The 12,798-nt window shown below is 64.5% G+C and carries 15 protein-coding genes and 1 pseudogene; 3 read left to right on the plus strand and 13 right to left on the minus strand.

Features of this window, described 5'->3' with window-relative positions; translation table 11 throughout:
* Positions 1-48: 48 nt before the first annotated feature.
* Both HNP02_RS21820 and HNP02_RS21825 read left to right on the plus strand, forming a co-directional pair.
* A complete protein-coding gene (locus tag HNP02_RS21820; protein WP_184442395.1) occupies positions 49-366 on the plus strand; it encodes a WXG100 family type VII secretion target in 318 nt (105 codons plus the stop codon).
* Between the two features lie 23 nt (positions 367-389).
* Positions 390-686 (plus strand): WXG100 family type VII secretion target, encoded by a 297-nt coding sequence (locus tag HNP02_RS21825; RefSeq protein WP_184442397.1) that lies wholly within the window; start codon positions 390-392, stop codon positions 684-686.
* Between the two features lie 83 nt (positions 687-769).
* Here the strand turns inward: HNP02_RS21825 and HNP02_RS21830 are convergent, their stop codons facing one another.
* The 12 genes from HNP02_RS21830 to HNP02_RS21885 all read right to left on the minus strand — a co-directional run bounded on the left by HNP02_RS21830 (position 770) and on the right by HNP02_RS21885 (position 11,509).
* The gene (locus HNP02_RS21830) at positions 770-1,627 is read right to left on the minus strand and encodes an MBL fold metallo-hydrolase (protein WP_184442399.1); all 858 of its coding nucleotides are present in this window, start codon (positions 1,625-1,627) and stop codon (positions 770-772) included.
* Complete coding sequence (locus HNP02_RS42920) at positions 1,624-2,301, minus strand: acetamidase/formamidase family protein (RefSeq protein ID WP_309241654.1); 678 nt, start codon at positions 2,299-2,301, stop codon at positions 1,624-1,626. The genes HNP02_RS21830 and HNP02_RS42920 overlap by 4 nt, the downstream gene beginning before the upstream one ends.
* A gap of 67 nt (positions 2,302-2,368) precedes the next feature.
* On the minus strand, positions 2,369-2,821 hold the full coding sequence (locus tag HNP02_RS21840) for a cupin domain-containing protein (RefSeq protein WP_184442403.1): 453 nt from the start codon (positions 2,819-2,821) through the stop codon (positions 2,369-2,371).
* Positions 2,818-3,561, minus strand: a complete 744-nt coding sequence (locus HNP02_RS21845; protein WP_309241655.1) for a cysteine hydrolase — start codon at positions 3,559-3,561, stop codon at positions 2,818-2,820. The genes HNP02_RS21840 and HNP02_RS21845 overlap by 4 nt, the downstream gene beginning before the upstream one ends.
* Entirely contained in the window at positions 3,558-4,373 is an 816-nt protein-coding gene (locus HNP02_RS21850) for a creatininase family protein (protein ID WP_255506769.1), read from the minus strand. The genes HNP02_RS21845 and HNP02_RS21850 overlap by 4 nt, the downstream gene beginning before the upstream one ends.
* The gene (locus HNP02_RS21855) at positions 4,366-5,235 is read right to left on the minus strand and encodes an ABC transporter permease (protein WP_184442405.1); all 870 of its coding nucleotides are present in this window, start codon (positions 5,233-5,235) and stop codon (positions 4,366-4,368) included. Before HNP02_RS21855 ends, HNP02_RS21850 begins: the two co-directional genes overlap by 8 nt.
* Entirely contained in the window at positions 5,232-5,999 is a 768-nt protein-coding gene (locus tag HNP02_RS21860) for an ABC transporter ATP-binding protein (protein WP_184442407.1), read from the minus strand. Before HNP02_RS21860 ends, HNP02_RS21855 begins: the two co-directional genes overlap by 4 nt.
* A complete protein-coding gene (locus HNP02_RS21865; protein WP_184442409.1) occupies positions 5,996-7,357 on the minus strand; it encodes an amidohydrolase family protein in 1,362 nt (453 codons plus the stop codon). Before HNP02_RS21865 ends, HNP02_RS21860 begins: the two co-directional genes overlap by 4 nt.
* Positions 7,358-7,395: 38 nt before the next feature.
* On the minus strand, positions 7,396-8,310 hold the full coding sequence (locus tag HNP02_RS21870) for an ABC transporter substrate-binding protein (protein WP_184442412.1): 915 nt from the start codon (positions 8,308-8,310) through the stop codon (positions 7,396-7,398).
* A 185-nt stretch (positions 8,311-8,495) separates the two neighbouring features.
* Positions 8,496-9,203 carry a FadR/GntR family transcriptional regulator gene (locus tag HNP02_RS21875; protein ID WP_184442414.1) on the minus strand — a complete coding sequence of 236 codons (708 nt, stop codon included), beginning with the start codon at positions 9,201-9,203 and terminating at the stop codon, positions 8,496-8,498.
* A 161-nt stretch (positions 9,204-9,364) separates the two neighbouring features.
* Entirely contained in the window at positions 9,365-10,915 is a 1,551-nt protein-coding gene (locus HNP02_RS21880) for an AtzH-like domain-containing protein (protein WP_184442416.1), read from the minus strand.
* 54 nt (positions 10,916-10,969) lie between these two features.
* Positions 10,970-11,509, minus strand: coding sequence for an ATP-binding protein (locus HNP02_RS21885; protein WP_255506771.1), 540 nt, complete (start codon positions 11,507-11,509; stop codon positions 10,970-10,972).
* A gap of 169 nt (positions 11,510-11,678) precedes the next feature.
* Here HNP02_RS21885 and HNP02_RS21890 point away from each other — a divergent pair.
* Positions 11,679-12,086: pseudogene (locus HNP02_RS21890) on the plus strand (IS607 family element RNA-guided endonuclease TnpB); the annotation flags it as partial.
* A gap of 84 nt (positions 12,087-12,170) precedes the next feature.
* On the opposite strand, the gene HNP02_RS21895 reads toward HNP02_RS21890, so the two are convergent.
* Positions 12,171-12,674 carry an SDR family oxidoreductase gene (locus HNP02_RS21895; protein WP_309241656.1) on the minus strand — a complete coding sequence of 168 codons (504 nt, stop codon included), beginning with the start codon at positions 12,672-12,674 and terminating at the stop codon, positions 12,171-12,173.
* Positions 12,675-12,798 lie beyond the last annotated feature (124 nt).

Genomic DNA, 12,798 nt, shown 5'->3' on the forward strand with positions numbered 1-12,798 from the left:
GTGCGTCCAATTATCATGTCCCGCTTCACAGAACACGGAAGGACTTAGATGACGACACCCGGTGCACTGAACACCGACTTCGACCTCATGACGGCCGTCGCGGGCAGGATTGACACCCGCAATGAGGAGGTCCGGGCGATGCTGCGCTCTTTCATCGGCCAGATGACCAGCGTGCCTGCCTCGGTGTGGGGAGGAGCGGCGGCGGCCCGATTCAGAGACGTCGTCGACCGGTGGAACGCCGAGTCGGTGAAGCTGCACGCCGCACTGCAGCGGATCGCCGAGACCATCACCTACAACGAGCGAACCTTGCGCGAGGCCACCGACAGTCACTCGCACCGGATCTCAGCCACTGTCCAATCCCTCTAACCGCCAACCCGAATGGAGCTCCCATGGATCCGGTTCTGTCCTACGACTTCTCCGAGATCGAGTACACCGTCCGTCAACAGATCCACGCCACGTCGGCCCGGTTCAACGCTGCGCTGGACGACCTGCGGACCCAGATCGCGCCGTTGACGGCGGTCTGGACCCGCGAGGCGGCCGAGGCGTATCGGGTCGAACAGGCCCGTTGGGACCAGTCGGCGGCGGCGCTGAACGAGATTCTGGTCAACCTCGGCAACGCCGTGCGCGACGGCGCCGACGACGTCGCTGACACCGATCGGCGCGCGGCCGCCGCGTGGGGCTTCTAAGCAGCGCCCCACCAAGATCGGCCCACCAAGACCCTGTGCGGTCCCCGCTGGGAGGAGAGCCCGGCGGGACCGCACAGTCTCGTTCACAGCCGCGTAAGGATCGCGAACCCCTGGCCGTCATGGCGTCTGACCGGATCGCCGTGCGGTCCGTCCACCACCCGACCGCGCGTTGGGTCTTGGGCCAGGATGGCGAAGGTCTCCGCGACGTGGCGGACGAACGCGTGATCGACGTCTGGGACGAGATTGTGTCCGACGAACGCTCGTGTTACCGACAGCTCGGCCAGTGATGCCAATGACGCCGCGAACGCGGCTACGTCGCTATCGGGAAGATGCGCCCAGTGCGTCGTCGTCAACAGTGTGTCGCCGCAGAACAACATGCCCGTTTCCGGCTCCCACAGACACAGCGAATCCGGCACGTGACCGGGTGTGTGCAGTGCCGTCAGTCGCCGGTCGCCGAGGTCGATGACATCGCCGTGATCGAGCCCGCGAGTCGGCGGGGTCGCCGGGATGGTCCAGCTGCTCAGGTCGGGAAGTGAGCGCATGGTGAGGTCGTCCGGGCTCAGGAAGAACTTCATCTTGTCCAGTTCACGAAACTGGCTGTAGATCTGACACATTCGCGTGGCGGCGACCGCGTAGGCGGCCAGCTCGGCGCTTGGCACCGCGCCATAGAGCGACATACCCGAGCGATGGCACAGGAACTCGTCGGTTTCGACGTGCTGATTACCGCCGCGATGATCGAAGTGATGGTGCGAGTTGACGACGACCAACGGACGGTCGGTGATTCCGCGGACGGCATCACCGATGTCAGCGATCCCCAGACCGGTATCGAACAACAGCGCCCGCTCGGATCCGACGATCAGGTAGCTGTTGACGTGACCCGGCTCCGACAGTAGGTGGATGCCACACCCGTAGTCACGCACCGCGAACCAGGAACCAGTCACGGCCATTCCCGGAAGTCGGCCTTCCGGATCACGGTGTGACATCCCTTCACCCGGTCGACGACCTGGGAGATCCGGACGTCGGCTGCGGCGCTGAGATAGGCGTAACCGAGGTGCGCGGGGATGTCGTAGCGATGCGACAGCAGGTCCAGCGCGGCACGAACACTGTCGCGACACGCCTCGTCCAAGTCAGCGTCGAGGCCGATGCCGATGAGCAACTCCTCGGTCTCGGCGAACGGCCGACCGTTCGCCGCCCTAGCACCGCCGCGAACCACGTCGACGTGGAGCGTTGCGCGAAGCGGTGCCTCGAAGGCCGTCAACGCGACCTCACCGTCGCCCTGCGAGTAGTGCGGATCCCCGACGTAGAGCAACGCGTCGGGAACTTGGACGGGCAGATACAGCGTGGCCCCCACACCGAGGCAGGTGATGTCGAGGTTTCCGCCGTAAAGGCCAGGCGGGATGGAGTTCGGCCGCACGCTGCCGGCCGCGGCGACACCCATGATTCCCAGGAATGGACGCAACGGAAACCGAATCGAGCGGTGCGCACCGGCATACGCCGACTCGTCCTGCCGAAGAGGCAGGATCCCCTCTGTGCCGACCGCCTTGCAGAACACGCTGGTGACGTCCCCCGACGGGTGGTCGTCGGGTAACGCACCTCCGCCGTGCCGGGACGACACAACACGGTTTCCGGCGTGGACGTCAGGTGCTGTGACCCGAGGACGACGCCAGTGCCTGCCGTGGTCGTCACTTCGGGGCGGCCCGCCGCGCATGCGACGCTGCGAGCACCGCGATGTCATCGTCGGTCAGCTCCGCCGGGGTTCCGCGCAGAATGAGGTCTTCGAATCCGCCGTCGTTCTCCATCACGGTGATGGTGTACATCTTGTCCGTCGTCGACGTGTTGACGATGCGATGGACGGAGCCGGTCGGCAGCACGATCACCGCGCCCGGAGTCAGCGCCACGACGTGTTCGTCGGAATGCGCGGCGCCGTGTCCGCGCAGCACGACGAAGGTCTCGGTCGACTCCGGGTGGGAGTTGTCCGGCTGCGATCCGCCGGGCTCCCAAATCTCGAAGCACACAGTGGTGTTCGACCCGGATGTCTTGGGGCCGGACAGCACCGTGAGTGTCACCGTGTCGTCGGGGCTGATCTTGTACGCGGTGAGATCGGTAAGGCCGTGCAGTGTCGGTGCGACGCTCATGCCTGCTCAATCCTCCTTACCATTGCATCGAGATACGTGGTGAATCCATAGCATTGGCGAACGTTGTACAGGGTCGCCTCCATGCAGTACGCCGGCGACGTGGTGGCGACGGCGTCGGCGAGCATGATCACGTCGTATCCGAGGCAGGCGGCGTCGACGAGGGTCGCATACACACACTGGTCGGCGTTGACGCCGGCGAAGAGCAGGGTGTCGACTCGCAGGTTGCGCAGCACCGAGTCGAGTTCGCTGTCGAAGAACCCGCTCATCCGGTATTTGTCGACGAACAGGTCGTCCTCGCTGGGCTGCAGCTCGGATGTCACGGCGGCGCCCCAACTTCCGCGGGTCAGTACCGCTTCGGACCTGGCGGCACCGTCACCGATCCCACCTCCTTCGCCGTTCGGGTCGTACACGTGCAGTACGCCAGGAGGCAAGTTGGCCTTGTCGGGGCGATTACCCCAGTTGAGCCAGATGACCGGGACCTGCGCCGAGCGGAGCACGGGCAATCCGTGGTTGAGCACGGCGACGGCACCGATCGCGCCCGAGACGTCGACGCCGATGTGGTGAAGCCAGCCGCCTTCTGTCACGAAGTCGTTCTGCATGTCCACCACGATTACCGCAGTTCGGGACAGATCGATGGTGACGTCGGATGATTCGGCGGGGACCTCGAGTGGGCGCTGCGGCTGATGGGTGCGGCGCAGGTCGGCATGTCCGGGCCTCAGGGACCACAGATTTCGGCTCACGATGTGCGTGTCCGCTTGGGGAAGCTGAATGCGCGGACCTCGAGAAGAGACTCGGCGAGTTGTTGTGCCGCCGACGCCAGGATGACCTTGCCGACATCGGCGCTGGCCTGGGTGGGGTCACCGATCGTTCCGGAATCGGAGAGGTCGTCCGTCAGCCACGCGGTGGGCAATATTCCTTCGAGGGTGAGGTGCTTGTACTTGGCGAATTCCGCTGCGGCGTCCTGCCCGTCGGGGAATGCGCGGTCGTGGTGCACGAGATCGGGAGCGATCGCCATCATGATCGAGGTCTCCACGTAGCCGCCGTGGATGTCGAAATCGTCGTGGACGCGGTCGACCTCCGGTGGTGTGGGGAACCGAAGAGGCATGACTCCGAAGACCTCCAAGCCTGTCTGGTGGCGAATGTCGCGGGCGACGACGTCCAGCAGGCTCGGCTGGCCGCCGTGGCCGTTGACGAACACCAGTTTTCGGAATCCGCTGGCTGCCAACGAGGTACCGAGGTCCATGCATACCGCCATCAGGGTGGCCGCCGACATCGCAATCGTCCCCGCGCGGCCGAGGTGTTCGGTCGACTTGCCGTAGTGCAGGGTCGGCAGTACCCAGACGTTGGCGTCGTCGGGCAGGCTCTCGACGGCGGCCATGGTGATCGCTTCGGCGTGCATGGCGTCGGTGATCAGCGGTAGGTGCGGTCCGTGCTGTTCGATCGCTCCGATCGGTTGGACGACGACCGCATCAGTCTTGTCGATCGCGTCGACTTCGGATGTGGTGAGGTGAGCGAGATGAAACATGCGGGTCAACGTCGGATCCTCATTCATCTTCGGGGAGAGCGGATTCGTGCCACCGGGACAGCAGCAATCGTTCGAGCAGGACCACGAACCCGAACAACACCAACGACACCACGCTGGCCATCACGACGGCGACGAACAACTGCGGGGTGCGCAGCTGCACGGCGCTTTGGGTGATGATGTAGCCCAGTCCGCCTTCGCCGCCGCCGACTCCGGCCACGAACTCACCAACGATCGCGCCGATCACCGAGGCGCCTGCGGCGATCCGCATGCCGGTGAGGATCGATGGTGATGCACCGGGGAGCCGCAATGAGAACAGGGTCACGCGGGGTGCAGCGCCCGCCATATTGTAGAGCTGCACGAGGTTGCGGTCGATGGACTTGAGCCCGTGCAAGGCATTCGCCGCGACCGGGAACAAGGCGATCATGGCACCGACCAGCATATTGGTGGTCTGCCCGGGACCGATCCACACGACGAACAGCGGAGCGATCGCGACGATCGGAATGGTCTGCAGCACGATGAGATACGGGTAGAAGCCGCGTTCAGCGATGTTCCACCGCATCATCACCAGCGCGATGGCGACGCCGGCGACGGTGGCGACTACGAACCCCAGATAGGACTCCTGGACGGTGACCCAGGTGGGCTGCCAGATCGACGTGCGTTCGTCCCAAAGAGTTCGCAGCAGGGTCATTGGCGAGGGAAGCATGTACGAGGGCACGTCGAAGATCGTGATGATCAGTTGCCACGTCGCGATGACGAGGGTGAATGCGCCGACAGGTGGTGCGATGCGACGGATGCGTGTGCGCGCCGAAGCCGTCGGTCGCACGGGTGTGGACTTGGGTTTGGGCTTGACGATCCGGCTGATCAGGGATCCGCGCTCGAGGACGATCATTCGCGGAAGCTTCCGAGCGTGACCGAGATCTGCTGCTGCAGCGCACGTAATGCGGTCTCATCGCGCTCGGTGGTCGGGTCGAGCGACGGCGGGCTTGGTGATCTGACGACGTCGACGACGTGGCCAGGGCCGGTATCCATGATCGCTATCTGGTGGCCGAGGGTGCAGGCCTCGTAAATGGAGTGAGTGATGAACAGGACGCTGAAATCCTTTTCGCGCCATAGCCGCAATAGTTCTGCGCCCATCTTCTCGCGGGTGAACTCGTCGAGGGCGGCGAAGGGTTCGTCCATGAGTAGGAGCTCAGGGTCGCTGGTGACCGAACGTGCCAGTGACGCCCGCATTTTCATTCCTCCGGACATCTCTCGCGGGTACGCCTTCTGAAACCCATCGAGGCCAACCATCTTGATTGCCTCATTCGCGCGAGCCCGACGTTCTGCGCGCGGCACCTTTTGCAGCTTCGCGATCACCTGCACGTTTGCGTGCACGGTGCGCCACGCCAGCAGGGTGGGGTCCTGGAACACGTAGGACAGACGCTCGGTGTCGCGGGTCATCGATCCCGAAGTAGGTTCGGTGAGGCCCGCGGCCATCCGCAGCAGGGTTGTCTTGCCGCAACCCGACGGTCCGACGAGGACGGTTATCTCGCCCCGCTGGATCGCGAGGTCTATCGGTGCCAGCGCACGGAATCCGTTGCCGTACACCTTGTCTGCCCCGGAGAAGGTGACAAGGGTTTCCGATTGCCGTGGTGCGGAGTCGGTCACCGTCATGTCGGCACCGCCACCAGGTCGTGATTGACGATCGCTGCGCGCCGCCTGCGCATCGAGGTGTGTATCTCGTGCCGGTCGGCGGTGAGTACTTCACCATCCCGCACGACTTGTTCGCCGTCGACCCAGACGCCCCGTACATCGGCAGGCGACCCGGCGAAGACGACACCGCGACGAAGAGTTGACGACCCGCTGTAGCCCGGCGACTCGACATCGATGGTCACCAAGTCGGCCAAGTACCCGGGCCGGATGGCGCCGAGCGTGTCGGGCATGCCGACGGCACGGGCACCGCCGCGCCACACCATGTCAAGGGCGTCGACTTCGCTGAGGCGCTCTGCGTCGAGGGTTCGGAGCCGGTCCGAGAGCACCGACCACTTTAGTGACTCGAACATGTTCTGCCCGTTGTTGCTTGCCGGTCCATCACATCCGATCGCGACCGGCACGCCGAGAGCGCGGAGGTCGGAGACGGGTGCCGGACCCGACGCCAGGTAGGCGTTGGACGTCGGGCACGTCACGACGGTGGCACCGGACTCGGCGACCAACGCGCATTCATCGGGGTCCAGCCACACACAGTGCACGAGCTGGGTTGCAGGCTGTAACAGGCCAAAGCCACGGAAGTACTCGACTTCACGGACACCATGGCCGGCAACGGTGGAAGCGACGCTGGTGCGAGTTTCGGCGCAGTGGGCGTGCAGGCCGACGCCGGTATCCGCGAGATAGGTGCCGACGCGGTCACACAATTCGCGCGAGGCGAGCCAGGTGGTTTGGATCGCCGCTTCGCATCGGATCCGGCCCGAACTGGCGCCATCCCAAGTCGAGATGAACAACGCGAGGTTGTCGAGATACTCGGTGACGGATTCCAGTCGGGATAACCGCGCACCACTGGCGTCCATGTCGACGCCGCCGCGTGCGATGAGACCACGGATGCCAATGTCGCGGAACGCCCGGGCCACGTGGTCGGTGTTGTCGGCATGGTGGTGGACGTATTGGTTCTCCAGCACGGTGGTGACGCCCGATCGCAGGTTCTCCAGGAGTCCCGCCGTTGCTGCCAGATAGAAGTCGGCAGGCTGGAGCAGACCGGTGTATGGCCAGATGTCCTTGGCCAGCCAGTCTTCAAGGCATTTCGTCGTGCTGATGCCGCGAAGCATCGACTGAAAGAGGTGGCAATGAGCGTTGATGAAGCCAGGCATCACCGCCAGCCCCGTGGTGTCGACGACGCGGTCGGCGGCTTGCCGGTATTCAATGGGGGCGTCGCCCTCGCCGACGTCGGTGATCACACCGTCGTCGACGACGACGAAACCAGATGCTAGCTCGCTGTCTGCGTCGACGATGAGCCCGCCACCGCTGAATACCGTTCTCATTGCCTGCTTCCCATGGTCTCGATCACTCCGTGTGCGGCCTACGGCCCGGCGGGCGGTCCCGGCAGCTCGGTGGGGGCGGAGATCGTCGGGAGCAAGCTGGCGTCGTACAGATCGGACGACTGCGGTTTCGTGGTGACCTGTCCCAGCTTCGCCAGCTGGTCGACCAACGTGTTCCAGCGCGCCTCGGTCATCGCACCGAGCTGTTTGGCCCCATCACCGGCGACGATGAACTCGCGCTGCTTGTCCCACGCGTACCACACCGACTTGCTGGACTGCTCGGTGTTGGCCTTGAGGATCGCGTCGTTGGCCGCCGTAGCCACCTTCACGTCGGACATGTAGTCGTGCCAGCCGGTGATGCTGGTCTCCAGGAATGTCTTGAGTTCGTCCTTGTGGGAGTCGAAGTAGGTCTTCGAGGTAAAGACCACGTCGTTGTATGGGTTGAATCCCGACTTCGAGTACGGCACGAAGTTCACGGGCACGTTGGCTTCCTCGGCCTGCAGGACTTCGTTGGTCGGCCAGCCCTGCTGCAGCAGCGACGGATCCTTGAGGAAGGAGGCAATGGACCCCTGGTACTGCATGGTCTTCATCGACACACCCAGTTCCTTGTCCAACCACACCGGGTACAGCGCGCCCGCTTGGCTCACCAAGGTGCGGCCCGCCATGGTGTCGAAGGAGGTGATGTTCTGGTCCTTGTGCGACAGGATGCCGACCGGATTGTCTTGGTAGAGCGCGGCTATCGCGATGATCGGAATGCCCTGCTGCTGCGCCTGCACGATGCCTGCCGCGTCGGTGTGGCCGATCTGTGCCCGGCCTGATGCCACCAGCTGAGTCGCCGATACCTGCGGGCCGCCCGGCTGCAGCGTGACGTCGAGTCCCTTGTCCTTGTACAGGTTGTCGGCTTGGGCGGCGAAGTACCCGCCTCCTTCCGGGTCGGCGTACCAGGGCAGGACCACGGTTATCTTGGTCGAGCCTGTTGCTGAGGGCGGCGAGTCATCGCTGCAAGCCACCGGGGCAAGCGTCACAGCGGAGGCGACGAGAGCAACCGTCAGGCGCCGGAGGCGCCGACGTGGACGTGCTGCAGACATGGCAAACCTTCGGGTCAGAGGAAGTGGAGACGTGACAGCATGATCGTCATTGATCAGAACGACGGGTGGCGGGAGCGGGTAAGGTCGGCGACTTCGGAAAGGTGTTGCAACATAGCCAGTCTCGCGGCTTCCGGATCTCGGTCGCGCAAGCACAGGTACACGCGGTGATGTCCGTCGTGGGACAAACTTCGAGCTGGCACATCGGCATGTGAGAGTGCACGGGTCGAAGCCGTCCACTCGTTGGCCAGCGCCCCGAGTGCCACGAGCAGGCGGTTCTGGGATGCCTGCGCGATGAGCATGTGAAACGCGATGTCCTGCTCGATCGATTCCTCCTGGGACATAGGCTGTTTGGTACGTTCGAGGACCGATTCGAGCGCCATCAGTGTCGAATTGGTGATCCGTCGGCCTGCGAGCTCGGCGAATCGTGGCTCGATCGTCTCCCGCAACTCGGCAACGTCGCGCAGGGTTCGTTCGGCTTCCGAAATGCGCTCGTACAGATCGTTGGCCCTTGCCGGTGGTTCGGTCACGACGGTGCCACGCCCCGGGCGGCGGACCACCATGTTCTTGACCTGCAGTTCGGCCATCGCGTCGCGAAGCGAAGTGCGAGATACGTTGAACGAGGCGGCAAGTTCCCGCTCGGGTGGCAGACGGGTACCAGGGGCGAGTTCGCCGGTCGAGATGAGTCGCTCGAAGTGGGCGACGATCTCGACGCCCACCGCGGTGGAACGGCGGACGAATCCCGCTAGCGGTGCGTCTGGCACTGAAGCTCCATCGGTATCTTGGTCCGACAATCGGACGAACCGACCGTAAGAGCGCCCAAGCCACCGTGCAAGCCGAGGAACGCTTGGCAACACGTTCTTGACGTCCAGCAATCTGCTCGTAACACTCGAGGTGCGACGGAACCTGCCTTGGAGCCGCGCTCTCAGCGAGAAGTGAAGTGGTCCAAGGCAAATCGCAACAACGATCGATCGCCCGCCGGTGACCCAACGGCGCACAGCCCCACGGGAGCACCCTCGGCATGCAAGAGTGGTGCCGAGATCGCCGGCCGCCCTGACAAACTCGCCAGGCACGTGAGGTGCAAGGTGGCGGTGCGGGCGCGCTCCGCCGATCCGGCCGAACGCAGCGGCGCGGGGCCGGAGGCGCTTGGCAGGAGAAGCGCCGTCGTGGGCGGCAGTGCGGAGTCGATCGCTTCCCGCGCGGCAGCGAGTACCGTCCTTGACGTCTCGGCGTCGTGCGCGGTGACCTTGGACGCGGTGGTGAAGCGACCGTCGACGTCCGCCCCGAGAGCGTCGGGATGGCGGGTCAGGAATTCGCCGTGAACCTGCCAGGCTTCGTATGCCTGCAGCGTGCGGAAGGCGTTGAACCACCCCTCGATCCGACCGCAGATCACATCGCGGTACTCCACTGCGATGTGACCGCGCAGGGCTTCGACGGCCGACCAGAACGATTGCGCAACTTCGGGTTCGGCGAAGCCGAGGAGCGTAGGGTCGACGATCAGCGTGTCGATGTCGTCGATCGGTTGGCTTGGCAGCAGGACGTCGGCGGCGCGGGTGAGGGTGTCGACGTCGCGGGCCAGGAGGCCGACGGTGTCGAAGGACGGCGCCAACGGCAGGACGCCGGTGCAGTCGATGACGCCGTGGGTGGGGCGAAGCCCATAGATACCCTGGTAAGAGGCTGGGACGCGGACCGAGCCTGCGGTGTCGGTGCCTAGCCCCAGATCCACCTCACCAAACGAGACGGCCACCGACGGACCGCTGGTCGAGCCTCCGGGGATCCGGTCGCGTGCGGCCGGGTTGGGTGGCGTGCCGTAGTGCGGATTGGTTCCGCCGAGGCTGTAGGCGAGTTCGTCGGTCTGTGCGAGGCCGATGACGGTCGCGCCCTGACCGATGAGGGCCGCGACTGCGTGAGCGTTGGCCGTCTCGATCGGCGCCTGCTCGAGATACTGGGGCACGCCTCCGCCGATCGACTCTCCGGCGATTGCGAACAGGTCCTTCACGGCGACCGACATCCCACTGAGCGTGCCCGCAGCCGTTGCGGCGACGAGTGGCGCGCCGACTTTCCGCCAGATCGTCGCGTCGCGTGGCGCGCCGGCACTCACGTGCGCGTAGGCGACCTTCCACCCGTCTTCGGTGTTCGTCCAGACCTGCGTCTGCAGGCCGAAGGCGCCATCCGGGCGGCAGGTCTCGGCGAGGACCAGCGAGGTGTCGTCCGACAGCTTGCGAACGTGAACGCCCACGATGGTTCGGGCCGGTGCCCCTGTGGTACGGGACGCCCGGAATCGCGCGATGGCATCGTGTCCTAGCAGCACCGCGACGTGGTCGGCACGTATGGTCTGCTCGGAATTCAGGAACAAGTCATCGAGTGCCGCTACGTCATTGGACATCAGCGCTGACTCGTAACGCCAAAATGCCGCAACCAGAGCCGGATTGGCGTCGTTCTCGGCAACGGCTTGGCAATCGATACTGCTGCTCATGCGCACAGAGTGCATGCAGAATGTTTCGCCCGCGTGAAAACGCAGATTATGCCTTCAGACGCGCGCGTAGGTATCGATGTCGGCGTCGAACTGCGATACCTGATCGGCGGTCAAGGTTGGTCGGGTCGCGTCGATGATGCGCAGGTAGTCCTGCGTACCAGCATGGGATCGCACGCCGCTGTCGACGGTGCGCTCGAAGCTGGCCTGTGCGACGGCGCGCGCGGCGTGGGTGATGTCGGCAGGCGTGTAGCCGCGGGTGGCTGCGATCAAGGCAGGCATGTCGATATCGCTGTCGGTGATGAGGCGACGCCACAGTGCATCACGCGCTTGCTCATCCGGCGGGCCGATGGGCATCACGTAGTCGAATCGGCCGTGCCGCAGGAAGGCCGCATCGAGATCACCCACCGAGTTGGTCGCACAGATGAGCAGCCGCCCTGCGCGATCGCGGAACTGCACGAGGCACTTGAGCAGTTCGTTGACCACGGCGGTGGCCGCAGGGGAGTGCGGGCCGCGCCGGGATGCGACCTCCTCCACTTCGTCGATGAAGACGACGACGTTGTCCAGCTCCGCGACGCCGGTGAACGCCTCGTTCAACCCTGCCGCGAGGCCGCCGTCTCCGACGGCCAGACGTGAGGGGTTGTCAGCTGTTGCGGTTTGTGTGGTCGGTAGTTGTCGGTGGTGTGTTGTAGGAACAGAAGTATGAATCTGGCGGGGTGGGCTGGGCGCATTGGTGTTGCGCGGGTGACCGCGTGTAGGTGGTTTCCGTGCGTTGGCGCGGCATTTCGGTGCCCGCCGCAAGGCATACAACTGGACTGTTGCGACGTTGAAAGCCGATATCGAGGCGTGGCATGCGACCGGGGTTGACACGAAGAAGCCATCACTTCAGGTGCTGCGCAAACGCTGGAACACGGTCAAGGACGGCGTGTGTGTCGATGTCGATACGGGTTCGCCATGGTGGAGTGAGTATTCCAAAGAGGCTTATGCGGACGGGATCGCCGGCGCAGTGAACGGGTACTGGAACTGGCAGACCTCCAGGGCGGGCAACAAGGCCGGCAAACCTGTCGGTTTCCCACGGTTCAAGAAGAAGGGCCGCGACGCTGACCGTGTTTGTTTCACCACCGGGGCGATGCGCGTGGAGCCCGACCGCCAGCATGTGACGCTGCCGGTGATCCCCGCGCACTCCACGCTTGCTGCGATCGCACAACGACTCGCCGAGCACGTCGACGATCACTACGGATCTTCGCCGTGACGCGAGTCAGGTCAGCGGTTCGCCGCCGTCGATCTTCAGTGTCATACCGGTGAGAAACGCGTTGGTCATCGCGAACAGCACTGCCTCGGCCACGCCGTTGGTGATCGCCACGCCGAGATAGCCGACCTTGGCCTTGAATGCGTGCACACCGGAGAACAGCACGAACGAACCACCCGGATTGATTTGTGAGGCGAAGTGTTTCGCCAGCATCGTCGGCCCGATCACCTTGGTGTCGAACGACAGCTGCAGGCTGGCGCGGTCCAGATCGGCGAGCGTGCCGCGAGCCCTTGCCGAGGCAGTGGACACGATGTGGTCGATGGGCCCGACGCGTTCGGCCAGTGCGGCAATCGACTCGTCATCGGTGATGTCGACGGTCTCGGCGGTGACGTCGGGTTCGTCGTACGCCGCCGCGAGCGTGGCGCGGTCACGGCCCGCCACGATGACTCGCGCTCCCTCGGAGAGGGACAGCAGGGTCACGGCGCGGGCGATTCCGCTGCCGCGCCCAATCACCAAGGCGGTCTTATCTTGCGTTATACGGTTAGTGACGTGTCCGAGTCGAGCGGATCACGGATAACCTGTCAACATCTATTTAGCAGTTAGATCGTGGCGAAATTCTGTCCGAAAGGATTGTGTG

The organism is Mycobacterium sp. AZCC_0083 (assembly GCF_014202335.1).
Taxonomy (GTDB): domain Bacteria; phylum Actinomycetota; class Actinomycetes; order Mycobacteriales; family Mycobacteriaceae; genus Mycobacterium.